Origin of the sequence: Ilumatobacter fluminis, assembly GCF_004364865.1 — a bacterium.
GTDB lineage: Bacteria > Actinomycetota > Acidimicrobiia > Acidimicrobiales > Ilumatobacteraceae > Ilumatobacter > Ilumatobacter fluminis.
In genome coordinates this window covers 1,133,954-1,158,577 of the sequence record NZ_SOAU01000001.1, presented here as the reverse complement: position 1 = coordinate 1,158,577, position 24,624 = coordinate 1,133,954, and the positions used below count along the sequence as shown (strand labels likewise).

Sequence of the window (24,624 nt, the reverse complement as noted above, 5' to 3'; positions counted from 1 at the left end):
GCGCAACCCCCCGCCCACCGGGCGGGATGTGTCAGGCGTCGAGACGGTCGAGGGCGTCGCGTGCCTTCGTCGCCAAGTCCTCGGTGGCCACCTTGAAGAGCTCGAGGGCGGTCTCGTCGGCCTGGTCGCCCATCGCACCGTGCAGGTACCGGGCGTAGACCCCCTCGCTGATCACGGCGAGCCGCCAGTGCGAGAAGGCGACGTAGTAGTCGATTCGGGAGACGTCGCGACCCGTCCGCTCGGCGTAGCGGGCGACGAGGTCTTCGTAGGCGGGGAAGCCGGGAGCACTCGACGGGTCGTTGTGACGACCCTCACCGTCGCCCTTCACCCAGTAGACGCCGAGGTAGCCGACGTCGGCGAGCGGGTCACCGAGGGTGCACAGCTCCCAGTCGAGCACGGCGGCGACGCGACCGGCGGCGGTGTCGACCAGGCAGTTGCCGAACCGGTAGTCGCCGTGGGCGATCGACACGCCCTGCTGTTCGGGCACGTCGGCGGCGAGCCGGGTCGCCACCTCGTCGACCACCGGGAGGTCCCGGGTCTTCGAGTTCGCCCACTGCGTCGACCACCGCTTGAGCTGGCGCTCGATGTACCCCTCGCGGCGGGCCAGATCGCCCAGGCCGATCTCGTCGATGTCGACGGCGTGCAGGTCGGCGAGCACGTCGATGAGATGGTGGCTGGCCGGTTCCCGCAGCTCGACGGGCAGCAGATCGGCCTTTTCGGGCGAGTCGAGCACCTGACCGTCGACATAGTCCATCACGTAGAACGGAGCGTCGTTCACGGACTCGTCGGTGCACAGCCCGAGCGTCGTGGGCACCGGCACGCCGGACTTGCCGACGGCGGAGATGATGCGATGCTCGCGTGCCATGTCGTGGGCGGTGGCGAGCACGTGGCCGGTCGGCGGTCGGCGCAGCACGAGCTTGCGGCCGTTGCCGTCGACCACGGCGAAGGTCAGGTTCGACCGACCACCGGTGATCAGCGAGAACTCGAAGGGAGGCTGGGCGCCGTCGATGTGATCGGCGAGCCAGGCGGAGACGCGGTCGTGGTTGATGCCCTGCACGGCGGCGACGGTAGCGAACCCGGCGCCCGGAGGAGAGATCGTGGCGGCTGCGGTGTGATCAGCCGGGGCGGCCGACGGCGGTGACCTTGTTCCAGCTCACGCTCGCCACCTTGACCACGGTGCCCGAGTTGGGGGCGTGGACGAGCTGACCGCCACCGACGTAGATGCCGACGTGGCTGATCGGCGAGTAGTAGAAGATCAGGTCGCCGGGCTGTGCGGCGGCCGGCGACACGCGGGGCGTGGCGGCAGCCTGGGCACGCGAGTTGCGGGGCAGGTACACACCGGCCTGACCCCAGGCGTAGTGCGTCAGACCGGAGCAGTCGAACGACACGCCCGGCAGGCTCGTCGCGTAGCGGTACGGGACGCCGAGCTGGCCGTAGGCGGCCTGAACGGCGATGCCGGCGAGACCGGACACGGCCGGGGCGCTCGAACCGCCGCCGGAGCTCCCCGAGCTGCCGGAGCTCCCCGAGTTGCTGCTGCCGGAGTTGCCGGAGCTGTTTCCCGAGTTGCTGGTGCCCGAGTCGTTCGAGCCACCGCTGTTCGAGTTCGACGTGCCGCCGGAGTTGCTGGTGTCGCCACCACCGCCGCCGCCACCGCCGTTGGAGCTGGTGTTGGCCGCAGCCTGTTGCTGGGCGGCGAGTTCGGCCTGGAGGGCTGCGTACGCCTCGGCGGCGCGTCGCTCTTCCTCCTTGCGGATCTCCTCACCGAGGCGAGCCTCGGCATCGACGCGAGCCTCGACGTACTGCGCCGTGAGCTGCTCGGTCTGTTCCTGCTTCTCGGAGATCGTCTGGGTGAGCGCTTCGACCTGGGCACGCTTCGACTCGAGGTCGGCCTTCTCCTGATCGAGGTCGGCGATCAGTTCGTCGAGGTCGTCGGTGGTGGTGGTGCCGACCGACAGGGCGACCCGGCTGTACTGATCGCGCTGCAAGCCTTCGCCGTACTGGGTCGGGCTCGAGAACAGCGGGCCGAGCACGTCGGCGCCCGAGCCGGTGAACGAGCGGATGGCCACCTCGGAGAGGTCGCCTCGCAGCTCGTTGAGTTCGGCCTGCTTGGCGGCGACTCGCTGCTCGGCCTCGACCACCTCGACGTCGAGCTGGCCCTTCTGGTCGACGGCCTCGGCGTAGTCCTCGGCGAGGATGTCGGCCTGGGTCTGAAGGCGCTCGAGTTCGTCGACGATGCGCTGCACCTCGGCTTCGGCCTCGCCGACAGCGGCGGAGGCGACTTCGGGGAAGACAGCGGGGGCGGCGAGCAGGATCGTGGCGGCGGCGACGGCGGTGCGGGAGAGGTGACGACGGAGCTTCATACGGGTCAGCGAGAGAGTGTAACGAGTATTACGAACGCGTTGCGAATACGGCGAGTGTATTGCGAGACGCCGTGATCCGGACGTCAGCGGGCGGGATCGGCAGGGGCGACGTGTGTCACGCCGGCCGACGGGACGGAGACGGCGCGGTCACTCCCATTCGATGGTGCCGGGCGGCTTCGACGTGATGTCGTAGACGACCCGGTTGACGCCGGTGACCTCGTTGATGATGCGCTGGGACATCGTCTCGAGCACCTCGTACGGAATCCGCGCCCAGTCGGCGGTCATCGCATCGTCGCTGGTCACGGCACGGACGACGATGGGGTGGCCGTACGTGCGCTCGTCGCCCATCACGCCGACCGAACGAACGTCGGACAGCAGCGCGGCGTACGACTGCCAGATCTCGCGCTCGAGGCCGGCCCGAGCGAGTTCTTCGCGCACGATGGCGTCGGCCTCCTGCAGCAGCGCCACGCGTTCCGGCGTGACCTCGCCGATGATGCGCACGCCGAGCCCCGGTCCGGGGAACGGCTGCCGCCACACCATCTCGTCGGGCAGCCCCAGCTCGGTGCCGAGCGCGCGGACCTCGTCCTTGAACAAGTCGCGCAGCGGCTCGATCAGTTCGAGTTCCATGTCGTCGGGGAGCCCGCCGACGTTGTGGTGGCTCTTGATCACCGATGCGGTGCCGTCGGTGCCGCCACTCTCGATCAGGTCGGGATAGAGCGTGCCCTGCACCAGGAACTCGGCGTCGGACACGCCACCGGTGTGGCGCTCGAACACCCGGATGAACTGTTCGCCGATCGCCTTGCGTTTCGCCTCGGGCTCGGTCACCCCGGCGAGTGCGTCGAAGAATCGCTGCCCTTCGTCGGCATGGATCAGTTCGATACCGAGGTTGCGGCGGAACGTCTCGACGACCTGCTCGCTCTCACCCTTGCGCATGAGGCCGGTGTCGACGTAGATGCAGGTGAGCTGCGCGCCGATCGCCTTGTGGACGAGAGCGGCGGCGACGGAGGAATCGACACCACCCGACAGTCCGCAGATCACCCGGGCGTCGCCGACGCGATGCCGGATCGCCGCCACCTGCTCGTCGATCACCGACGCCATGCTCCAGCTGGTGTTGCAGCCCGCCAGGTCGTGCAGGAACCGCTCCATCACCCGCATGCCGTACGGCGAGTGCACGACCTCGGGGTGGTACTGCACTCCCCAGATGCGGCGGGTGTCGTTCTCGAGCACGGCGACCGGCGCGTCCTTCGTGCTGGCCGTCGGGGTGAACCCGGGCGGCGCCACGGTGATCGCGTCGAAGTGGCTCATCCAGACGTCGTACTCGTCGGGCACCTCGTCGGGGACGAGCGACGACTCCGCCATCCGGGTGACCCGGGCGCGCCCGTACTCCCCCGCCAGGCCCCGCCCGACGGTTCCGCCGAGCTGGGTGGCGATGAGCTGTGCGCCGTAGCAGATGCCGAGGATCGGGATCCCGAGCTCGTAGATGGCCGGATCGAGGCGCGGCGTGCCGTCGATGTTCACGCTCGCCGGGCCACCGGAGAGGATGATGGCCGACGGTGCCTTGTCGGCGACCTCGGCGGCGGAGATGCGATGCGGCACGATCTCGGAGTACACGCTCAGCTCTCGCACCCGGCGGGCGATCAGCTGGGCGTACTGGGCACCGAAGTCGACCACGAGGGCCGTGTCGTGCGTTGCGGCGGGGGTGTCGGGCGCGGCGTCGGTGTTCAAGACTTCGATGGTAGACAGTCCTCGTGCTGGAGCGCGCGTTCTCGATCCTGCTGGTGTCGCTGGCGGTGTTGATCGGAGGCGCCACGGTCGCCGCGCAGGGCGAGCCGACGCCGCCCGAAACGCCGCCGCCGAGCACCTTCAACGTCTTCTACCCGGAAGAGCAGGCGTTGAGCGACTGCCTCTCCTCGCTGCCACGGCCGAACTGCGGCAGCGAGGCGCGAGGCGGGTGGGCCCAGTACTCGATCGCCCTCGCCATCGTGGCCGGGCTCGGCTTCATCGGGTGGCGGATCGTCAGGTCGGCACGGCGGTCGGGCGCTCCCCGAACGCCAGACGCCACCAGCGTTCCAGACGCTCCCGGTGGTGACCCCGCACCATGACGATGTGATTCCCGAGCGGGTCCTCGATCAGGTCGTCGATCCGCTCCACGTTCCGCAGGACCACCTGCGTGCGGCACAGGTCGCGCTCCGCCTCGCCGTGGTCGACCTCGGCCTCCGACAGCCACACCTGGTCGAGTGAGTCGCCGCCGAGTCTGAGCAACGTCACCGGTCCCGGCGGGAACGTCCCGCGGAGGCCGATGCCGAGACCCGACTCGAAGTGGGTGTGGAGCTCGAGGTCGTCGACCATCGACGGAGCAACCGTGCAGTGGGCCAACACAAGCTCGTCGCGCTCGGTGTCGATCCGAGCCGGATTGGCGATCCACGACGGCATCCCGAGCACCTCTCGCACCATCATCATGGCGACCGTGGAGGCGACGTCGCCTTCACAGCCGGCGACGATGCCGTCGTCGTTCAGCTGGGCGAGGGCGATACACCCGGACGTCCGCAGCTCCGTGATGAAGTCGAAGCAGCGCACCGCGACGGCATCGAGCCGGTGGGCGTCGATCAGGCGGGTGAGCGTCGGATGCATGGCCGCCGCGGCCACCGTCTCGGCGGTCGGTGTGGTGCCGCCCGAGAAGCGAACGGCTACGGGTTGGACGTCGACGTCGGGGGCGTCGCCGTGGTGCACGATCGCCTCGGCGACCGGCACGTCGACCAGCTCGAGTCCCCAGCGGGCGTGGAACGTCTCCCGGTCGGGCACGCTCGCGACGAGCCAGTCGGAGGGTTCGCCCACGAGGCCGATCCGGGCGTGCTGGAAGTGGTGGATGGCCTGCAGATCGGTGATCGTCGCCGCCGGTTCACCGCGACCGTCAACCTGGACGACCCGCCCCGGAATGCCCGCTCGACGGACGAAGGCGAGCGTCTCCAACGCTGCGGCGAGGCTGTTGTGGCGGCCGTGGGCCACGAGGACCACGGGTTCCCACGGGGCGTGGGCGTGCCGACGTTCGATCAGGTGGAGCGTCTCGCGTTCGGTGCCGCCCGTGCCGACCACGATGACGTGGGGCGTGTGCAGCTCGAGGTCGACGCTCGTGGCCCGTCGACCGCCGATCTCCTCCAGCGACATCACCACCGGTGCGAGGAGGCGACCGATCGACGCCGGGTCGTGGAGCGCCGACGCCACGACGGAGTAGGTGAAACCGCTCATGTGTCCAGGGTGCGCCGCACGTGGCGGGCGCCACAGGGTCGAAGGTCCGCGCCCCGGAGGCCGGAGGCCGATACTGCGGTGCGCCGAGCGGTACCGTCGGCTCGTGACCCCCGACGAGTTCCGACGTGCCGGCCACGAGTTGATCGACCTGATCGCCGACTATCTCGACCACGGCGTCGAGGCGCACTCGGTCCTCGACCGGGTCGCACCCGGCGATGTCCGGGCGATGCTGCCCGAGCATCCGCCGGCGGAGCCAGAACCATGGGAGGCGGTGCGCAGCGACATCGATCGGGTCGTCCTGCCGACGATCACGCATTGGCAGCACCCGAACTGGTTCGCCTACTTCCCCGCCAACGTCACCTACTCCTCCGTGCTCGGCGAGCTGCTGTCGGCCGGGCTGGGCGTGCAGGGCATGAGCTGGGTCACCTCGCCGGCCTGCACCGAGATCGAGACACTGATGCTCGATTGGATGCACGAGCTGCTCGGTCTCCCCGCCCGGTATCGCTCCACGAGCGAACGGGGTGGCGGTGTCATCCAGGGCTCCGCCAGCGAGGCCGTCCTGGTCGCGATCCTGGCCGCTCGCTGGAAGGCGACCGCCGGCGCGGTGAACGAGATCGGCGACACGACCCGGCTGGTGGCCTACACCACGTCGCAGGCGCATTCGTCGATCGAGAAGGGGCTCCGCATCGCCGGGATCGGCTCGGATCGGATGCGAATCATCGACCACGACGAGCAGTTCGCGATGCGACCTGACGCGCTCGCCGCCGCGATCGAGGCCGACACGCAAGGCGGCCTGATCCCGTTCTTCGTGTGTTCGACGCACGGGTCGACGTCGTCACTCGCATTCGACCCGACCCCCGAGATCGCCGCGGTCTGCGCCGGGTCGGGCGTCTGGCTGCACGTCGACGGTGCGATGGCCGGCATCGCCGCGCTCGAACCCGAGCTGCGGTGGGTCAATCAGGGGCTCGAACGGGCCGACAGCTACTGCACCAACGCGCACAAGTGGATGGGCGTCAACTTCGACTGCTCACTGTTCTGGACCGCCGATCGCACTGCACTGCTCGGCGCGCTCAGCATCCTGCCCGAGTATCTCCGGTCGGCAGCGGCCGAGACCGGTGCGGCGATCGACTACCGAGACTGGCAGATCCCACTCGGTCGGCGCTTCCGGGCGCTCAAGCTGTGGTTCAACCTCCGACTCGACGGGGTCGGCACGGCGCAGGGGCGCATCCGCCGCGACGTCGAACTGGCCCAGGAGTTCGCGGCCTGGGTAGCCGCCGACGACCGGTTCGAGTTGGTCGCGCCGCACCCGCTGAACCTCGTCTGCCTGCGGATCGTCGGCGACGACGATGCACCGACCGACGAGCTGATCGGCCGGATCAACACCGCCGGTGAGTTCCACGTCACCCGCACCGTCCTCGACGGTCGCAGCGCGCTCCGCGTCAGCATCGGAGCCGTCAACACCGACCGCTCCGCGGTTCAGGCCCTTTGGCAGGCACTCACCACCTGAGGAGCGAATGGGGTCGGATACGTTTCGTCGACCCTGGACGTCGAGCACCCAGACCTGGCGACGAAACGTATCCGACCCCCTGATCACATGCCGGGTTGTTTGGCGATCTCGGTGAGGAACTCGTCGTTGGTTCGGAACGTCTTGAGACGGTCGACCAAGAGCTCGAGGCCGGGCGCAGCGTTGCCGTCGGCGGCGAGACCGCTGAGCACACGACGCAGCTTCCACACCATCTGCAGCTGCTTGCGGTCGAACAGCAGCTCCTCGTGTCGGGTCGACGAGGCGTCGACGTCGATCGCCGGGTAGATCCGCCGCTCGGCGAGCTTGCGGTCGAGGCGAAGCTCCATGTTGCCGGTGCCCTTGAATTCCTCGAACACGGCCTCGTCCATGCGGCTGTTCGTCTCGACCAGCGCCGTGGCGAGGATGGTGAGCGAGCCACCCTCCTCGACGTTGCGAGCCGCACCGAAGAAGCGCTTCGGTGGGTAGAGCGCACCGGCGTCGATACCACCGGAGAGAATGCGGCCACTCGCCGGAGCGGCGAGGTTGTACGCACGCGACAGGCGGGTGATGCCGTCGAGGATGATGACGACGTCGTCGCCGTACTCGACCATGCGCTTAGCCTTCTCGATCGCCATCTCGGCGATCTGGGTGTGCTGATCGCTCGGCTTGTCGAACGTCGACGCGATCACCTCGCCACGCACGCTGCGCTTGAACTCGGTGACCTCCTCGGGCCGCTCGTCGATCAGGAGCACGATCGTCTTGCACTCCGGATTGTTCTTCTCGATCGACGCCACGATCGTCTTCATCACGGTCGTCTTGCCGGCCTTCGGCGGCGACACGATGAGGCCACGCTGGCCCTTGCCGATCGGCGACACCAGGTCGATGATGCGCGCCGTCATGTTCGTCGGGTCGGACGGATCTTCGAGGCGGAGCTTCGAATCGGGGAACAGCGCCGTCAGGTCCTCGAAGCGAGCTCGCTTCTTCGCCTGCTCGGGCGGGCGGCCGTTGACCGACTGGATCTCGAGCATCGCCGGGTTCTTCTCGTTGCGACCGGCCGGTCGCGACATGCCGACGACGTGGTCGCCCTTGCGGAGGCCGAACTGGCGGCTGAGCTTGACCGGGATGTACGAGTCGCTCTTGCTGGCGAGGTAGTTGTTGACCCGGAGGAAGCCGTAGCCCTCGTCACGCATGTCGAGGTAGCCCTCGACCTTGACGGGCTCGTTGCTGGTCGGCGTGTTGTCGTCGTCACCGTCGAGCAGGTCGCGGTCTTCGCCCTGCGGGCCGTCTTGGCCGCCGCGGCCCTTGCGACGACGCCGGCGACGCTTGCTGCGACCGCTGCCGTCACCGTCGTTGTTGCCTTGCTGGTTGTTCTGGTTGTTCTGACGGTTCTTGTTGCCGTCGTTCTTGTTCTGGCCGCCCTGACCGTCGCCCCTGGACTGGCCGTCGTTCTTCTGGCCGTCGTCCTTCGGACGGTCGTTCTTCTGGCCGCCGTCGTTCTTCGACTGCTGATCGTTCTGCTGGCCGTCGTTCTTGTTCCGGCCGCCACGGTCGTCGCTCTTGCGCTGATCGTCGCTCTTGGGCTGCTGGTCGGTCGATGCGGACGACGCATCGCCCGAGCGGTCGCTCTGCTTCGACTCGGCGGGCTCGTCGCCGCCGCCGTCGAGGTCGAGCGCCAGTTCCCATTCGGCTTTCGGCTCGTCTGCCGGCTCGGCCGGCGGTGTCGACGCCTTCGGTGCCGGCGCTTTCGGTGCCGACCCGGTGGCGTCGTCACCCGATGCGGGTGCGTCGTTCTTCGGCGCGGCAGCGGGAGCGGCGGCGTCGGCCGACGTGTTGCCGCCGGTCTTGGTGAGGATCTCGTCGATGAGGTCGGCCTTCTTCGTTCGGCTGTTGGCCTTGACGCCGAGTGCTTCGGCGATGGCGATCAGCTGGGCCTTGTCCTTCGACTTGAGGACGGATTGTTCGAGCGCCTGTGCGGTCACGGTGACGACTTTCTCTCGAGGCGGTCCCTGGAGGGGCTGGGAGCAGGGAGCGACCGACGTTGGTGGGACGGCGGCCCGCCCGACGGCGCGGAAGCCGTCGGACGTGTTGAGAACACACGGTGTTGTGATCGAGGAGCATCGCTCGGTGTTCACAGCGACGCACGTCGTTGCAGCACACCTGGTGAGGGAGCCCCGGCCGATCCCAACCGGACCGGGTGCCGCCCGGGGGAAGCCCTGGGCAGGCATCACTCTAACCGGCCGACGTCTCCGGACGCAATCATTCCGGCGAACACGTGTCCGGATACTGGGACGGACGCCGACGTCGCGGGTGTCGTTCAGCCGGCGCGCGACACGGACCGCACGAACTGTTGCACCGTCGCGAGATCGTTCGGCAGCGTCTGGGTGCGCTCGGGGCGATCGAACAGGTCGGCCAGGTGCGGCGGCAGCGTCGGCCGGACACCGGTCGCCCGCTCCACGGCGTCGGGGAACTTGGCCGGATGGGCCGTCGCGAGACTCACGACGGGTCGGTCGCCGGCCAGATCACGGGCGGCAGCGGTGCCCGTCGCCGTGTGCGGATCGACGAGCATGCCGGTCTCGGCGTGGATGCGACCGATCTCGGCGAGTGTCGCCTCGTCGTCGTAGCGGGCCGCACGGAACGTGCCGTCGATGAAGTCGGTCCGCTGGTCGGCCTCGACGTCGAGACGACCGCTGCTGCGGAACCGGCCGAGCTGCTCGGCGGTGATGCCGCCGTCGCGACCGTTCATCTCGAAGAGGAGCCGCTCGAAGTTCGACGACACCTGGATGTCCATGCTCGGGCTGAGCGTGGGAACGACCTCACGGGCCGTCATGTCGGCATCGTTGATGAAGCGGGTGAGGATGTCGTTCGAGTTCGAGGCGACGATGAAGTCGGCGATCGGGGCGCCCATCCGTTGCGCGATCCAGCCGGCGAGCACGTTGCCGAAGTTGCCGGTCGGCACACAGAAGGTCGAGGTGCCGTCGAGCGCCCGCGACGCGGTCACGTAGTAGACGACCTGGGCCATTACCCGAGCCCAGTTGATCGAGTTGACCGCCGACAGCCGCATCTCGTCGCGGAACGCGGCGTCGTTGAACATCGCCTTGACGAGGTCCTGGCAGTCGTCGAAGTTGCCGTCGATGGCGATCGCGTGAGCGTTCGGGCTGTCGACCGTCGTCATCTGACGACGCTGGACGTCGCTGGTGCGACCGGCCGGGTACAGGATCACGATGTCGACGTTGTCGCACCCCTTGACGCCGTCGATCGCCGCCGAACCGGTGTCGCCACTCGTCGCACCGACGATCGTGAGCCGCTCGCCGCGTTGCGCCAGCGCGTGGTCGAACATCCGGCCGACCAGTTGGAGTGCAACGTCTTTGAACGCCAGCGTCGGCCCGTGGAACAGCTCGAGCAGCCACTGCCGGTCGTCGATCTGGACGAGCGGGCAGGTGGCGGCATGCCGGAACGTGCCGTAGGCGTCGCTGCACAGGGTGCGGAGGTCGTCGGGGGCGATGTCGTCACCGACGAAGGTCTCGATCACGGCCACGGCAGTGTCGACGTACGACGTCGCCGACGACAGATCGGGGAGTTCGGGCCAACGCTCGGGCACGTACAGCCCTCCGTCGGCGGCCAGTCCGGCGAGGAGCACGTCGGTGAAGCCGAGCTCCGGGGCGTCGCCGCGGGTCGAGACGAACCGCACCGTCAGCTGCCGATCACCCGGATGAAGCCGCCGACCTTGAGGACGGCGTCGAGATCGCGCAGGCTCCGGACCGTCGCCTGCACGTCGGCCTCGCGGGCGGTGTGGGTGATGAACACGAGGCGGGCATCGGGGCCGATGCCCTCCTGCTCGGCGGCCCGGATGCTGACGCCGTTGTCGGCGAACGCGCCGGTGACGGCGTGTAGCACGCCGGGTTCGTCGGAGACGTCGAGGCTGATCAGGTACTCGGCGCTCGTCTCGTCGATCCCCATGATCGTCGCCCGACCGAACGACCCGAGCGTGGCGTGGGTGCCCTTGCTGAGGTTGACCGCCGCGTCGATGACGTCGCCCAGCACGGCCGACGCCGTGGGGGCACCGCCGGCGCCGCGCCCGTAGAACATGAGCTGGCCGACGGCGTCGCCCTCGACGAAGACAGCGTTGAAGCTCTCCCGCACGCTGGCGAGCGGATGGTGCTTCGGGACCATGGCCGGGTGGACGCGCACCGCGACTGCGCCCGTCTCGGGATCTTGTTCGACGATGCCGAGCAGCTTGACGACGTAGCCGAGTCGGGACGCGACACCGATGTCGGCGGCGGTGATCGCACTGATGCCTTCGTGGTACACGTCGCCGGCGACGACACGCGATCCGTAGGCGATCGAGGCGATGATCGCGGCCTTCGCGCCGGCGTCGTATCCCTCGACGTCGGCCGTCGGGTCACGCTCGGCGTACCCCAGTTCCTGTGCCTCGGCGAGCGCCGTGGCGTACTCGGCGCCTTCTTCGGTCATCTTCGTGAGGATGAAGTTCGTGGTGCCGTTGAGGATGCCCATGACGCGCGTGACGGGTTCGCCACGCAGGCTCTCGCGGAGCGGACGGATGAGCGGGATGCCGCCGGCGACGGCGGCCTCGAAGAGGAGGTCGACGCCCGCCTCGTCGGCGATCGCGAACAGTTCGTGACCGACGTTGGCGAGCAGCTCCTTGTTGCCGGTGACGACCGGCTTGCCGGCCCGGAGGGCGGCGGTGATCAGCTCGCGGGCGGGCTCGATGCCGCCGATCACCTCGATCACCAGATCGATGTCGGGGTCGGTGACGACGGCCATGGCGTCACGGGTGAGCACACCGTCGGCGAGTGTCACGCCCCGGTCGCGGGCTACGTTGCGGACGGCGACCCGGGTCACCTCGAGCCGGATGCCGGTGCGGGCCTCGATGACATCTGACTGCTGTTCGATGAGCGGGATCAGCGCCCCGCCGACGTTTCCGCAGCCGAGCAGGCCGATCCGGACGGTGTTCGTGTCGTTCGCCACGGCGGGAAGGTTAGAGGCCGAGGCGCCGGGCGCGCAGATCCGTTCCGAGTTCGGGGTCGGGAACCGAGCGTCGAACGTCAGTAGTCGTCGACGCTGCCGGTGTCGGGCAGCCGGACGTCGTAGTACTCGTCGACCGCTCGAACCAGCGACTCGAACCGCTGCACGTCGAGGACGGCACCTTCACGACGGCAGCGATCGGGGTCGATGTCGCACATCCGCCAGATTCGTGCGTAGCTGGTGCGCCGCTTCGGATCCCACCCACCGGTGCCCATGTTCAGCTGGGCTTCACGATGGTTGCGCTTCGTCGTGAGCGGCACACCGACCAGCATCGCACCGCGACGGCCGATGATGACGACGGGTCGGTCCTTGCCCTGGCTCGGGTCTTCCTCGAACGGCACCCATCCCCAGACGACCTCACCGGGGTCGGGATCGCCGTCGCGACGGGGGCTGTACTCGATCGAGACGACGCTCTCGCTCGCCAGTTCGGGCTGCTTGCGCCGACGAGCCGTGCTCGACACCTTGTCGGCGGCCCGCTTCGCGCCGGACTTGCTCTTCCCGATCGCGTCCTTGAGGGCGCCGGAGATGCCGCCCGACGAGTCGTCGCCGGCGTCCGACGACGGTTCGGTGTCGTCGGCGGTGTCGTGCCGGCGGCCGCCGCTCCCCCGCTTGGTGAGCTTCTTGAAGTAGCCGCCGATGTCGATCTTGCCGGGCATGGCCGACCATCGTACGTGGCCACGTGCCCACCCGGTCACGCCGTCCGGTGCGGTGACTCGGGGCGGGCTCTGTTTGGCTCTTGTCATGGACACGCCCCCGCTCTCGACGATCGAGCTGCGCCACGAGCCCGGCGCACCGGTCGCCACGCTGCTCCTCGACCGGCCCGACAAGCTGAACGCGCTGACACCGCAGCTCCTGAACGAGGTCATCGCGGCGTGCGACTGGTTGAACGGTGCGGACGACGTCCGGGTCGTCGTCATGCGCGGAGCGGGCCGGGCGTTCTGCGCCGGCTTCGATCTCGGCGCCTTCGGTGAGCCACTCGGCCCGGCCGCACAGCGCGATCAGGCCGACCTCGGTCGGCGGGCGACCAATGCGCTCGCCGACGTCCGACCGCTCACGATCGCCGCCATCCACGGCCACTGCGTCGGTGGCGGCGTCGTGCTGACGTCGGCGTGCGATCTCCGGCTCGCCGGCGACGACGCCCGTTTCCTGATCCCCGAGGTCGATCTCGGCATCCCGCTGGCGTGGGGCGGCATCCCTCGTCTCGTCCGCGAGATCGGCCCGGCGCTGACGAAGGAACTGGTGCTCACGTGTCGGCCGTTCGACGCCGTCGAGGCCCGCGACATCCGGTTCGTGAACCGGGTGGTGCCGACCGACGAACTGGTGGCGACAGCCGACCGGATGGCGGCCGAGTTGGCCGAGAAGCCGTGGTTCTCGATCAGGCAGACCAAACAGCACGTCAACGCCGTCATGGACGAGATCGCCGGTCTGGGGCGCAGCACCTCCGAGGCAGACGTCCTCATCTCGGCCATGGCCGACCCGGAGTCGGTCGAGTTCAGCCGGAGCTATCTCCGCCGTCGCGGCGGATCCTGAGCGCTCGACACTGAATCGACCCGCTCAGACGTCGTTGCCGTCCCACTCGACGACCCGGACGCTCCGCGGTGACGACATCTCGGTGCGGACCTGCACCGAGACCGAGATCTGTCCGGCGATGTGGCCGTCCGTGGTGCGCGCCACGAGTTCGTAGATCGCCGGCGACTCCGTCGTGGTGACCTTGCTGCACGCGACCGACACTGCGACATCGCCGGGGACGACCGAACTCGCCAGCACCTGCTGCGCCGGGCAGCCGGCCGGAGCACTCACCGACAGTTGCTCGACGACGAAGTAGATCCCGGCGGTCGCGGCCGCCGTTCGTTCGGTCCGTTCGGTGCTCACGTCGGACGTGGCGAGCCCGGCCATCGTGTAGCGGGCGAGGCCGACCACGATGAGCGACAGCACCATCGTCAGCACCAGCGTCAGGATCAGGATCGAGCCGCGGTCGGAGGAGCGAGATGTGGGTTGTTCCATCATGAGTCCCAATCGATGGTTCCGGAGAAGACGCGAGGTCCGTTGACTTCGCGGCTGTCGTGCGTCCACGACCGGGCGACGACGCCGCCTTCGATCTTCACCTCGGAGTGGACGTGGGCGAGGGGTGCGAAGATCGTCCCCCAGACGTCGTCGTTGTTCGAGAGCAGGTGGACCTCACTCGCATTCGGGAAGTTCCAGAGCGTCGAGGTGACCCACGAGCCGATTCCGCCCTGGCCCGGATAGTCGTCGAGGGTGACGACACCCGAGTCGGTGATGTTCACGATGAGTGGCTCGTTCGGACCGGGCGACGTCCCGATGAAGCTCATGTTCTTCATTCGTACGAAGTCGGCGGCCGCCACGTTCAAGACGTTGACCTTGCCGGGGACCATCCGGAGCTTCATGTTCGTTCCGGCCGACACGCCCGGGTAGGGGCCGGAGCCGTTCTGGTCGAGGATCTCGAGGTGTACCGCGCAGTTCGAGCAGGACGTGTCGGGGAGGTGGGCCAGGGCGATCGAGCACGACCGCAGCACCTCGAAAGCATTGTCGAAGTCGATCTCGTCGTCGATCGGGAAGATCCTGCTCTGGCCATTGGCACGGATCTCTCCGTTCGAGGGAGACCCGTTGAGCTGGTAGGCCGACTTGGCGCTGCCCGGGATGTAGGTGTTCGAACGATCGTCGATCACCATGTCCTTATTCGAGTGCATGGTGAGCGTGCCGGTCGTCGAGGCCCAGTCGACGCGATGCACGTACAGGGCGGTGCCGAACGGCTCGATCGACGGCAGCTCGTCGTCGCTGTTGATGTTCTGGCCGACGTTCACGCCGCCGGTGAACGAGAGGCTGCCGCCGATCCCCGACGTCCACTTGATCTGGGGGCCGTTCGTGAAGCGCACGTCGCCCTTGATGAAGGTCGAGAAGCCGAGCGTCTCCTCGAGCGGGTCGGCGGTGCAGTCACCCGCCACGACGGCATCGGCGAGCTGGTTCTCGGCCCGAGGGGAACCAGACAGCCGCTGGGGGCCGCCCGACTGCTGCAGCTCGATGACGACACGGTCGACCTCGGGCGCTCCGGCCGGAACCCCCTTCACCAGCAGGTTCGCCGAGGCCGGCGACACCGTTCCGTCGTCCACGAGGTGATCGGCGATGTTGATGACCTCGCGGACCGATCCGTCACTGTTGCATTCGTATCGGTCGAGTCGGGCGTTCGTGTCGGTCGTGTTCTCGACGCGATACGCCACGAACGTGGTTCCGTAGTCGATGCGCAAGATGTTGTCGGTGCCGCTCGCGGAGCAGCCGCTCCCGACGTCGAGGTGGGCGGCGGTGCGATACGCGAGCGGCGAGGCGGGGCCGGACTGGATGTCGCGGGCGACGTAGTTGACCGCCTGTTGCACGTCGTGCGACTCGGTCACCATCGTCGCCACACCGTCCTCCGTGCGGAAGATCACGCCGATGGCCGCGAGCAGGCTCACCGAGAGAATGCCGATCAGGCCGATCGTGACGACGATCTCGATCAGGTTCGATCCGCGGTCACGAACGGGTCGAATGCTCATGAGACCACCTCACAGGGGACCGGGTTCCCCTCGGCGGGGAGGTCCTCGTTCTTCGGCCCCTGGATACCGAACGTCACACTGGCGCCGTTCGACAGGTTGCCGTTGTAGCTCATCGACGAGCCGAAGGCGCTGTTGCCGCTCGTCGACACCGAAACGTTCCACGAATGGTTGACCTTCGCCTTGTTCGGATAGGTGATCTTGACGGTCCAGCCATTGGTCGAGCCGCCGCCGAAGTGGGTCACTGTTCCGTTGATCTGATAACCGCTGTTCCAGTTGCCGGCGACCGTCGCAGTGCAGCGCAACCCGCTCGCGACCGTCGTCGTCGGCACGACCGTCGTCGTCGTGGCAGGAACGGTCGTGGAGCTGGTCGTGGACGTGGAGCTGGTCGTGCTCGTGGAGCTGGACGTGGTCGACGTCGGCCCCGGGCCCACCACGGTGGTCGTCGTGCTCGTGGCGGCCGGGCCGGCAACCGTCGTCGTGGTCGTCGACGACGTCGTTGTCGTCGTTGACGTCGACGTGGTGGGTCCGTGAATCCATGGGTTCTCGTCGACGGCGACGGCATCAGGATGACCGTCGCCGTCGCTGTCGGGTTCGTGAGCGGCGGTCGGCACCTCGTCCTCGGTGAACGGGCGACGGAGGACCACGAACGTCTCGCGGTCGTCGCCGGCCACCGCTGCCGAGAGCACGATCTGCTGGAGTCGATGGTTCTGATTCCAGCGGCATTCGGTACCGAAGCCGGTGCCGTTCCAGTACTGCACGGCGTCGACGTGCACGTTCGGCGCTCCCTCGCTACCGGAGAGCAGCGCATCGACCTGCGTCTGATACTCCGCGATGATCTCCTGGTTCGACGCCTCGGAGCAGGGAACGTACCCCGGCACTTCGGAGTTGGTCGCTGCGTAGACGCTCTCGTCGTTCGCCGATGCCATGAGACGATCGCCGGTCGACGCCAACCACATCTGGACGGTTGCGATCTCGTCGTGGGTCCGGGCACCGATCGTAGTGGTCGCCATTGCCAGCAGGACCGCTACACCGGCCGTGCCGAGCAGCACGACCGCCACCAGGACCTCGATCAGCGAGGCTCCACGATCTCGTCGTCGTCCGCGCGCGGGCCGCTCCCGTCCCCTGCTGATCCTGCTCATTCCCGCCTCCGGTGATGTCTGGCGTCGCCGACTCGTACGGCGACCTGCAGTGATGTACCTGATTGTTTCCTCGTTCGGAAGCGCTTCCAGTGATTCGAAGATCGAGGGAACCGCACACCGTTATTGCACCTATCGGCAGCCGGCTGGCGGAAGGCGAGCGCGCCGAGCAAGTTCGTTACCGGAAAGACGAAGACTTGAGGAAACCGTCACCACCGACCGCGATCGGTGACCGGAACCAGGTCAGTGACCGACGTCAGTGGCGAGGAGGTCGTCGAAGGTCTCGCGGCGGATGACCAGCCGGGCATCGCCGTCGCGCACGAACACGACAGGCGGGCGGGTGATCTGGTTGTAGTTGGACCCCATCGATCGGCCGTAGGCGCCGGTGACCGGGGTGGCGACCAGATCGCCGACGGCTGCATCGGCGGGCAGCCGCGCCTCGCGGAGCAGTACGTCGCCCGACTCGCAGTGCTTGCCGACCAGCCGGCCTTCGGCGGTTCGGTCGGCGAACGGCGCTCGGGGCAGGAACGACTCGTAGCCCGATCCGTACAGGACGGGGCGGGGGTTGTCGCTCATGCCTCCGTCGACGGAGTAGTAGGTGCGAACACCGGGGATCGGCTTGATCGTCCCGAGCGTGTACACCGTGATCGCCGCCACTGCGACGATCGACCGGCCCGGTTCGACACCGACTCGAGACCGCACCCCGAGCGCATCGCACGCGTCGCGCAGCACGTTGCCCCACTGTGTCAACGTCGGCGCTTCCTCACCCTCGACGTAGGGAACGCCGAGACCGCCGCCGAGGACGAGTTCGGGCAGGTCGAACGGTGCGGCGAAGTTGGCCATCACCTCGGCGGCCTTGCCGAAGCTCGACGCCACGAACACGTTGGAGCCGATGTGGCAGTGCAGGCCGACGAGCTCGACACTCGACGAGCGGCGGGCACGCTCGACGGCCCGCAATGCGTCGCCGTTGGCGAGGTTGAACCCGAACTTCGAGTCGTCCTGCCCGGTCGAGATGAACTCGTGGGTGTGCGCCTCGACACCGGGCGTGATGCGGAGGAGGACCTTCGGCGTCGGTCCGACCTCCTCCGCCATCAGGGCATCGATGCGGTCGAGTTCGTCGAAGCTGTCGACGACGATGTGGCCGACGCGGTGTTCGATCGCCATGCGGAGTTCGGCCACGCTCTTGTTGTTGCCGTGCAAGGCGCAGGCCGGGGCGGGCACACCGGCCGAGATCGCGATGTGCAGCTCACCGCCGGTGGCGACATCGAGCTTCATCCCCTCGTCGTACGCGAGCCGGGCCATGGCCTTGCAGAGAAACGCCTTCGAGGCGTAGTAGGCGTTGCCGTGGCCGAACGCCTCGACCGCTTCACGGCAGCGGGCTCTCAGATGCTCCTCGTCGTAGACGAACAGCGGGGTGCCGAACTCGGCGGCGAGGTCACGGACCGAGCAGCCGCCGATCGTGAGCCAGCCGTCGTCGGCGACCGCAGCGTTATCGGGCAACAGATGGCGGGGCAACACGCTCACGCCGAGCCACGGTACCGGCTGGGCGACAAGGGCCCGAACTGGCTACGAGAACGATGTGACCGTGCAGGTCGGCACGGTCCGGTCGTTGCCCTTCCACTTGAACTGGCCCCCAGAGACATCGGCGCGAGTGGTCGATGCCGCAACCGTGCCGTTCCAACCCAGGTCGCTGTTGGTGATCACGCCGTCCTTGTCGGGCGTGGGCGTCCCGCCGTCCCAGTTGTAAGCACTGTCGACGGAGGTGCCAGGCCCCAGTTCGATGCGAACATCCCACGCTGAGATCGCCGTCGAACGACCGTTTACGATGTCGAGCTTGGCCCAGTAGTTCGCCCCGCTCTGGCTCGTGATGCGCAGCTGGCACGTGACTGTGCCGCTCGGCGTGACCGTGGTGGTGGTCGTCGTCGGAGCTGTGGTCGTCGTGGTCGTCGCGACCGGAGCCGTCGTAGTCGTCGTACCGGCTGGAGCCGCGGTCGTCGTGGTCGTGCCGGCTAGAGCCGCGGTCGTCGTGGTCGTGCCGGCTGGAGCCGCGGTCGTCGTGGCCGAGGCTGCCGCCGGGCTCAAGGGAGCGTCGGTGCTCCACTGGGTGACGTTGGCGACGTGGCTCGCTGCGGGGACCTGGACGAGGGCGTCGATCCGTCGGAACGTGCCATCGGGAAGCGTCGCGGTCGCCACGAGGTGAACGGTCGGGTTGCCATTGACCTCGGCCACGTTGGTGCACGCCACCGCGATGGTTCCGGCCTGCGGCAAGACCGCAACGGGAACACCGACGTCAGAACCGTCGCAGTCGGCGGGTGCGAGCTGCTTCTCGGCGAGCCGTTCGATGGTCCAGTCGAGACCCGCTGAGGCGTTCACATTGCTCTCGTTGCGACCATCAGTGACCCTCGACGTCCGCAACGCCGTTGCGGCGTAGGTGGCGAGTGCCAACACGATCACGGCGAGCACGATCGTGAGCAGCAACGTCAGGACGAGGACCATGCCACCGTCGCGGCCGGCGGTGGGTTCAGCTGTCGAAGTCGATGTTTCCATCGAACGGGTCCTTGTCGTTGTGGACGGTGCCGCCGGTGTGCGTCCACGAGCTGGCGATGACGGAACCGGAGAATTCCTGGCCGGTGGTGACATCGGCGAACGGGGCCAGGACGGCGCCGTTGAACCGGTTGGTGAAGTTCACCGTTGTTGCGTTCGGGAAGTTGACGAGCACGTTCTTCTGACTCCCCAGGTTCTGCCACGACGAACTCGGAACCGAAAAGTTGACCACGCCGTCACCGTCATCGATCACGTTCACGATGAGCGGCTTGGACTGGGAGAGTCCACCTTGGTGGCTGAACTCCTGGACGGTGCTGGACGAGATGTAGCTCTCGGGCAGGTTGAGGATGTTGCCCCCTGGCCCCGAGATGTCGAGCTTCATCTTGGAGCTTGAGCCGGGCACGTACTGGTTGTTCGGGGATGGCCGGTCAGGGTCGAGAATCGTCACTTCGTGGGCGCAGTTCGTGCACGACGCAGGCAGCGACGCGATCGCGCCCGAGCATGCGCGAAGCTCGTCGAACGCCGCCGTGAAGTCGAGCGGGTTGGCATATGAGGAAAGCGGCACGAACTTGGCGCCGCCGTTCATCTCGACGTATTGGCCTGCAGTCGAAGCGTCTCGGTAGACCTTCTTGCTCGACTCGTAGGCCGGGCCGCCGATCACGATGTCCCCCTTGAACACTGCGAGCTTCGTCGCCGAGGTGCCCCAGCCGATCGAACCGACATACAGCCCGACGCCGTGGTACTTCGCATTGGCCTTCGCCTGGGCCACGGTCGTATTCGGCGTCCAGGTGAGGGTGCCACCGGTGGCCAGCGGTCCCTCGATCATGCCGCCTGCGATGTGGACGTCGGTCTCGACGAACGCCCCGAAGTCGTATGCCGCGGCGACCGGATTGTCGGTCGCGCACGTCCCGCTGAGCACCTCCGGGTCGAGCAGGACGTCCGCGTTCGGACTCGCGATCACAGCGGGGGTATCGACGTCCTGCGTGAAGCGCATCACGACCTCGTCGACGATCGAGGCGTCAGACGACTCTGGGACGATCGTGACCTCGACCGGCGAGCCGTTCGATGCGTCCAGCGAGTCAGCGATGTTCGCGGACGAGGCGACGGTCCACCCGGAGCCCGACGGCTCGCACTCGAACCGATCGAGTGATGCGACCGTGCCCTCCGTCGTCGAGAGATAGGCAATCCGCCGGTCGCCACTCTCGAACGACACCACATTCGTCGCCGATGCATCTCCACAACCGGCTTCGATGGCGTTCGGTGCCGTCTCGTAGGCAGCGACCTCGATCGGGCCGGACTGCACGTCGAGCGGGAAGTAGTTCACTGCCTGTTGCACGTCGTGGGTCTCGGCGACGGTATTGGCAATGCCGTCCTCGCTGCGAAACACCACGGTGACGGCGCCGACGACGACCGCCGTGATGATGCCGAGCAGGGCAATGACGATCACGACTTCGGGCAACGTCATACCGACGTCACGACGCGAGGCAGAAGAAGTTCGATTCATGATCTCAGAGTCCCGAGTGAGGGGTCGGCGTCACCATGCCGCCATCACCGGCGTTCGGGGCGGCGGGGACGGTATTGAGGGTGGGAGATCCAGCGCGACGCTTGACGACCGCCAGGCTGGCGGTGTGGTCGCCGTCGGTGGCGGTCAGCGTGATCCGTTGGAGCCGGTCGGCTTCGCCCGACACGCACGAGGGCTGATACGTCTGCGTCGTCGAGTTCCAGAACTCCACCCGAGTCACGGACACTGTTGCGTCGGGCGAGGAACCGGCGACGAGCGGATCGTAGGAGTGCGGTGATGCGCACAGCGCGTAGTTGTCGTCGGCAGCGTCGACGTCGATGACCGCATCGGCGGCGCTGGCGAGGGCCGCTTGCGCAGTCGAGACCTCTCGCTGCACGGCGGCGCCGGTCGCCGATGCCGCCAGCGCCGACAGCACAGCGATTCCCGCGGTTCCGAGCAGGACGATCGAGACGAGCACCTCGATGAAGGTCGCGCCGACGTCATGGCCCGTGCCGAGCTGTTGTGGTGGATCGAGTGGAAGCTGCTGCATCTCTGTTCACTGAACTTTGCGTCGAGTTGACACAACGATGTGATCGTACAGAGATTTCTGACAGAGCGGGCTTCAGATTCGCGCAAGCATCAGGAGTATCGACCACACCGCGTGGCAGCAACACCACGCAACGTTCAGATCGGGCTACATCGCCTCAGGCGCCGTGATGCCGAGCAAGCCCAGGCCGTGCTCGAGGGTGCGCGCCGTCAGGTCGCTCAACGCCAAGCGACTGCTCCGAACCGGCTCGTCGGCCTTCATGACGGGGCAGTGTTCGTAGAAGCTCATGAAGTCCTGCGCAAGGTCGAACAGGTACGTGCAGAGCTTGTGGGGCGAGTAGGTCGCCAGCGTGTCGTCGAGCGCCGACGGGTAGGCCAGAAGACGCTTCGCGAGCTCGCGCTCGGGCGGCTCGCCGAGTGCGATCTCGGTCGACCGGACGCTGGTGCGATCGACCTCGGCCCGCCGGAAGATCGAGCAGATGCGGGCGTGCGCGTACTGCAGGTACGGCGCCGTGTTGCCCTCGAACGCGAGCATCCGATCCCAATCGAACACGTAGTCCTTGATGCGGTCGGTCGACAGGTCGGCGTACTTCACCGCACCGATGCCGATCGTGCGAGCGACCTCGTCGCGCTCGGCGTCGTCGAGGTCGGGGTTCTTCTCCGCCACGGCAGCGGCGGCGCGCTCGACCGCCTCGTCCAGCAACTCGACGAGCTTGACGGCGTCGCCCGAGCGACTCCGCAGCATCTTGCGATCCTCGCCGAGCACGGATCCGAACGACACGTGGACCGCCTCGGCCGGGGGTTCGAGCCAGCCGGCCATCTTGGCGACCTCGAAGACCATCTGGAGATGCTGGGCCTGCGGCGCGCCGACCACGTACAGCAGCAGATCGGCTCCGAGCCGTTCGACGCGATCGATCACGCACGTGAGGTCGCTCGTGGCGTAGTTGAAGCCGCCGGTGCGAGCCTGGACGATCAGCGGGAGCGGCTCGTTGTCACGGTTGGTGAACCCGGGCGGGAACACGACGGTCGCGCCGTCGCTCTCCTCGAGCAGTTCTGCGCTGCGGAGCCGGTCGATCGTCTCCTGCATCTTCGGCTGGTAGACGCTCTCCCCCATCAGGTCGTCGTCGGTCAGCAGCACGTCGAGTTTGTCGTAGACCTGGTTGAAGTAGGCCGTCGACATCTCGACGAGCCGTTCCCAGAGCGCAATCGTCTCGGGGTCGTAGCTCTGCAGCTTGACCACCCGGTCGCGTGACCGGGCCTGGAACTCCTCGTCGTCGGCGAACTTGGCGTTGGCGGCCTTGTAGAAGCCGTCGAGATCACCCTGCTGCATCCCTTCGGCAGCGACGTCTTCGCCGATGTCGAGGAGGTGCTCGATGAGCATGCCGAACGGGCGACCCCAGTCGCCGATGTGGTTCTCGCGGATGACGGTGTGACCGGCGAACTCGAGCATCCGGACGAGGGCATCGCCGATGACGGTGGTGCGGAGGTGGCCGGCGTGCATCTCCTTGGCGACGTTGGGCGCCGAGTAGTCGATGACGACGGTGCGCGGGTGTGGGTCGGCGACGATGCCGAGGCGGTCGCCGACGGCGATGGCGCCCAGTTCGGCGGCGAGGAATGCGTCGTCGAACGTCAGGTTGATGAAGCCGGGACCGGCGATCTCGACGTCGGTGCACACCGTCTGCAGCGCCCCGGAGTCGACGACCCGCTGGGCGATCTCACGCGGGTTCGTGCCGAGCTGCTTGGCGAGCGGCAGTGCGCCGTTCACCTGGGCGTCGGCACGGTCGCTCGGTCGCACCACCGGATCGGCGGGCGCGCCGGCGATGTCGGCGAACACGGGTGCGAGCAGGTCGTTGACGAGCGAAAGCGGGTCGGCCACGTCCCACAGTCTGCCGAAGATTGCCGCTCGTCACCGCATGTCTTCCGCCGGCGCGGTCACCGAGGCTCGATCAGGGCTTGGGATTCGAGTCGTTCGAGCGGTCTCGATCTTCGAGGTGGCGATAGGTCGTAGCGCCGGTCCAGTGCCCGGAGGTGTCGCGAATCTCGCGGGCGAGGCGGTCGGCGTTCTGCGCCGGTTGCTCTCGACGACTCGGCCCATCCCGGAACAGTTGGCGGAAGAATCCCCGGATGCTCATCGTCAGTCGTCGTCGGGGCGGTGTGGCTGCTGCTCGTGATCCTCGATGTAGTGGTACACCGACTCACCCGTCATGTGCCCACCGCCGCCACTTCCGGCCAACGGCCCCATCGTCTCGCGCACGTCGTCGGCGATGTGGTCTTCGGGCGACGCAGGGCGGGACTGTCCCTTCGTGGCTCGAAACGAACGCCAGAACTGCCGGAACCCCATGCGACCTTTCTACACCAACCTCGGCGAGGTGGCTATCGGCCGACGATCTCGTCGAAGTGGACGAGCCACTCGACGGCGAGGTCGTCGATCGTCTCGTCGTCGGCCTTGCGGACCAGCACGGACGCTCCGACGTACCTGGCTCCGGCGTCGAGCACGAGCGATCGGACGGCACGGAGAGAACTGCCGGTGGTGACCCAGTCGTCGACGACGAGCACCCGGTCCGCCGGCTCGATGTCCCACGAACGGGTCTGGAACGACTCGCTGGCGCCCCGCCACGTCGGCGACGACACGACCCGCCGGTCGGCGCCGGGGTGATTGCGGTCGTCCTTGCGGACCAGCACGAGCCCGGCGCCGAGCTCGACGGCGACGAGCGCCCCGAGGATCGGGCCGCGGGCTTCGGGGGCACACACGACCGACACATCCGCGTCGGCGTAGGGCGCGGCGAGGGCCGGGCCGAGTTCGGCGAGCAGATCGGGGCGCCGGAGCACACCGGCGACGTCGGGGTGATCGTTCACCAGCGGGAACCCGGCCAGGACAGCGGCGCGGGCGGTTGCGCGGTCGATCACCGGGCGATTCTCGCGCGGACCCGCTAGATTCGCCGTGCTGCGCCTGTTCGCCGGGAGCAGACCCCGCCCTCGTAGCTCAGGGGATAGAGCACTTGCCTCCGGAGCAAGGTGTCGCAGGTTCGAATCCTGCCGAGGGCGCCACGAACGGCCGCCGACGGGGCGGCCCGTTCCGCGTCTGGACGTCCGTTATCCCACCACGGACGGTGACCGGATCGTCAAGTTCTCGTCTGATTCGAACGTCCGGACTCGATCGCTCGGTCCGTCACGTCGATGGAATTTCGAGGCCGAG

At 67.9% G+C, this 24,624-nt stretch carries 21 protein-coding genes and 1 tRNA gene; 4 read left to right on the top strand and 18 right to left on the bottom strand.

Annotation, left to right across the window (positions count from 1 at the left end):
* Positions 1-31 precede the first annotated feature (31 nt).
* From BDK89_RS05115 to guaA, 3 genes are all read right to left on the bottom strand, one after another.
* Positions 32-1,057 carry a phosphotransferase family protein gene (locus BDK89_RS05115; RefSeq protein WP_243839100.1) on the bottom strand — a complete coding sequence of 342 codons (1,026 nt, stop codon included), beginning with the start codon at positions 1,055-1,057 and terminating at the stop codon, positions 32-34.
* A gap of 58 nt (positions 1,058-1,115) precedes the next feature.
* Positions 1,116-2,360: a C40 family peptidase gene (locus tag BDK89_RS05110; protein ID WP_133867917.1), complete on the bottom strand. Its 1,245-nt coding sequence runs from the start codon at positions 2,358-2,360 to the stop codon at positions 1,116-1,118.
* Between the two features lie 147 nt (positions 2,361-2,507).
* On the bottom strand, positions 2,508-4,085 hold the full coding sequence (gene guaA / locus BDK89_RS05105) for a glutamine-hydrolyzing GMP synthase (RefSeq protein WP_133867916.1): 1,578 nt from the start codon (positions 4,083-4,085) through the stop codon (positions 2,508-2,510).
* A gap of 23 nt (positions 4,086-4,108) precedes the next feature.
* Here guaA and BDK89_RS05100 point away from each other — a divergent pair, with 23 nt between their 5' ends.
* Positions 4,109-4,462 carry a hypothetical protein gene (locus tag BDK89_RS05100; protein ID WP_133867915.1) on the top strand — a complete coding sequence of 118 codons (354 nt, stop codon included), beginning with the start codon at positions 4,109-4,111 and terminating at the stop codon, positions 4,460-4,462.
* Here the strand turns inward: BDK89_RS05100 and BDK89_RS05095 are convergent.
* Positions 4,377-5,606, bottom strand: a complete 1,230-nt coding sequence (locus tag BDK89_RS05095; RefSeq protein ID WP_133867914.1) for a hypothetical protein — start codon at positions 5,604-5,606, stop codon at positions 4,377-4,379. The genes BDK89_RS05100 and BDK89_RS05095 overlap by 86 nt on opposite strands.
* Before the next feature lie 103 nt (positions 5,607-5,709).
* On the opposite strand from BDK89_RS05095, the gene BDK89_RS05090 reads away from it, so the two are divergent.
* Complete coding sequence (locus BDK89_RS05090; RefSeq protein WP_133867913.1) at positions 5,710-7,113, top strand: pyridoxal-dependent decarboxylase; 1,404 nt, start codon at positions 5,710-5,712, stop codon at positions 7,111-7,113.
* Positions 7,114-7,196: 83 nt separating this feature from the next.
* Here BDK89_RS05090 and rho read toward each other — a convergent pair whose 3' ends face one another.
* The 4 genes from rho to BDK89_RS05070 form a co-directional block, all read right to left on the bottom strand.
* Positions 7,197-9,089 carry a transcription termination factor Rho gene (gene rho / locus BDK89_RS05085; RefSeq protein ID WP_243839099.1) on the bottom strand — a complete coding sequence of 631 codons (1,893 nt, stop codon included), beginning with the start codon at positions 9,087-9,089 and terminating at the stop codon, positions 7,197-7,199.
* A 335-nt stretch (positions 9,090-9,424) separates the two neighbouring features.
* Positions 9,425-10,798: a threonine synthase gene (gene thrC / locus BDK89_RS05080; protein WP_133867911.1), complete on the bottom strand. Its 1,374-nt coding sequence runs from the start codon at positions 10,796-10,798 to the stop codon at positions 9,425-9,427.
* Positions 10,799-10,800: 2 nt separating this feature from the next.
* Positions 10,801-12,096 carry a homoserine dehydrogenase gene (locus BDK89_RS05075; protein WP_133867910.1) on the bottom strand — a complete coding sequence of 432 codons (1,296 nt, stop codon included), beginning with the start codon at positions 12,094-12,096 and terminating at the stop codon, positions 10,801-10,803.
* Positions 12,097-12,173: 77 nt separating this feature from the next.
* A complete protein-coding gene (locus BDK89_RS05070) occupies positions 12,174-12,809 on the bottom strand; it encodes a type II toxin-antitoxin system PemK/MazF family toxin (RefSeq protein WP_133867909.1) in 636 nt (211 codons plus the stop codon).
* Positions 12,810-12,894: 85 nt separating this feature from the next.
* On the opposite strand from BDK89_RS05070, the gene BDK89_RS05065 reads away from it, so the two are divergent.
* Positions 12,895-13,683, top strand: a complete 789-nt coding sequence (locus BDK89_RS05065) for an enoyl-CoA hydratase/isomerase family protein (RefSeq protein WP_133867908.1) — start codon at positions 12,895-12,897, stop codon at positions 13,681-13,683.
* A 24-nt stretch (positions 13,684-13,707) separates the two neighbouring features.
* On the opposite strand, the gene BDK89_RS05060 is transcribed toward BDK89_RS05065, so the two are convergent.
* The 10 genes from BDK89_RS05060 to BDK89_RS05015 form a co-directional block, all read right to left on the bottom strand.
* Positions 13,708-14,160, bottom strand: coding sequence for a hypothetical protein (locus BDK89_RS05060; RefSeq protein ID WP_133867907.1), 453 nt, complete (start codon positions 14,158-14,160; stop codon positions 13,708-13,710).
* Positions 14,157-15,701, bottom strand: a complete 1,545-nt coding sequence (locus BDK89_RS05055) for a collagen-binding domain-containing protein (RefSeq protein WP_133867906.1) — start codon at positions 15,699-15,701, stop codon at positions 14,157-14,159. The genes BDK89_RS05060 and BDK89_RS05055 overlap by 4 nt, the downstream gene beginning before the upstream one ends.
* Positions 15,698-16,759, bottom strand: a complete 1,062-nt coding sequence (locus BDK89_RS05050) for a cellulose binding domain-containing protein (protein WP_133867905.1) — start codon at positions 16,757-16,759, stop codon at positions 15,698-15,700. The genes BDK89_RS05055 and BDK89_RS05050 overlap by 4 nt, the downstream gene beginning before the upstream one ends.
* 321 nt (positions 16,760-17,080) lie before the next feature.
* A complete protein-coding gene (gene lysA / locus BDK89_RS05045) occupies positions 17,081-18,361 on the bottom strand; it encodes a diaminopimelate decarboxylase (RefSeq protein ID WP_133867904.1) in 1,281 nt (426 codons plus the stop codon).
* 42 nt (positions 18,362-18,403) lie between these two features.
* A complete protein-coding gene (locus BDK89_RS22065; protein ID WP_208293972.1) occupies positions 18,404-19,384 on the bottom strand; it encodes a hypothetical protein in 981 nt (326 codons plus the stop codon).
* The gene (locus BDK89_RS05035; protein WP_166657387.1) at positions 19,359-20,846 is read right to left on the bottom strand and encodes a collagen-binding domain-containing protein; all 1,488 of its coding nucleotides are present in this window, start codon (positions 20,844-20,846) and stop codon (positions 19,359-19,361) included. Before BDK89_RS05035 ends, BDK89_RS22065 begins: the two co-directional genes overlap by 26 nt.
* Before the next feature lie 43 nt (positions 20,847-20,889).
* Entirely contained in the window at positions 20,890-21,432 is a 543-nt protein-coding gene (locus tag BDK89_RS05030; protein ID WP_133867903.1) for a hypothetical protein, read from the bottom strand.
* 144 nt (positions 21,433-21,576) lie between these two features.
* Positions 21,577-23,304 (bottom strand): arginine--tRNA ligase, encoded by a 1,728-nt coding sequence (gene argS, locus BDK89_RS05025; protein WP_133867902.1) that lies wholly within the window; start codon positions 23,302-23,304, stop codon positions 21,577-21,579.
* 258 nt (positions 23,305-23,562) lie between these two features.
* On the bottom strand, positions 23,563-23,769 hold the full coding sequence (locus BDK89_RS05020; protein WP_133867901.1) for a hypothetical protein: 207 nt from the start codon (positions 23,767-23,769) through the stop codon (positions 23,563-23,565).
* 32 nt (positions 23,770-23,801) lie between these two features.
* On the bottom strand, positions 23,802-24,335 hold the full coding sequence (locus tag BDK89_RS05015; protein WP_166657386.1) for a phosphoribosyltransferase family protein: 534 nt from the start codon (positions 24,333-24,335) through the stop codon (positions 23,802-23,804).
* Positions 24,336-24,400: 65 nt separating this feature from the next.
* On the opposite strand from BDK89_RS05015, the gene BDK89_RS05010 reads away from it, so the two are divergent.
* Positions 24,401-24,476, top strand: a tRNA-Arg gene (locus BDK89_RS05010).
* Positions 24,477-24,624 lie beyond the last annotated feature (148 nt).

Bases quoted from the DNA above. Each gene is read 5' to 3' on its own strand.
- BDK89_RS05060 (WP_133867907.1), bottom strand. From the start codon at position 14,160: ATGATGGAACAACCCACATCTCGCTCCTCCGACCGCGGCTCGATCCTG.
- BDK89_RS05065 (WP_133867908.1), top strand. From the start codon at position 12,895: ATGGACACGCCCCCGCTCTCGACGATCGAGCTGCGCCACGAGCCCGGC.
- BDK89_RS05020 (WP_133867901.1), bottom strand. From the start codon at position 23,769: ATGGGGTTCCGGCAGTTCTGGCGTTCGTTTCGAGCCACGAAGGGACAG.
- BDK89_RS05095 (WP_133867914.1), bottom strand. From the start codon at position 5,606: ATGAGCGGTTTCACCTACTCCGTCGTGGCGTCGGCGCTCCACGACCCG.
- BDK89_RS05035 (WP_166657387.1), bottom strand. From the start codon at position 20,846: ATGACGTTGCCCGAAGTCGTGATCGTCATTGCCCTGCTCGGCATCATC.
- BDK89_RS05070 (WP_133867909.1), bottom strand. From the start codon at position 12,809: ATGCCCGGCAAGATCGACATCGGCGGCTACTTCAAGAAGCTCACCAAG.
- BDK89_RS05110 (WP_133867917.1), bottom strand. From the start codon at position 2,360: ATGAAGCTCCGTCGTCACCTCTCCCGCACCGCCGTCGCCGCCGCCACG.
- BDK89_RS05030 (WP_133867903.1), bottom strand. From the start codon at position 21,432: ATGCAGCAGCTTCCACTCGATCCACCACAACAGCTCGGCACGGGCCAT.
- BDK89_RS05055 (WP_133867906.1), bottom strand. From the start codon at position 15,701: ATGAGCATTCGACCCGTTCGTGACCGCGGATCGAACCTGATCGAGATC.
- BDK89_RS22065 (WP_208293972.1), bottom strand. From the start codon at position 19,384: ATGGAAACATCGACTTCGACAGCTGAACCCACCGCCGGCCGCGACGGT.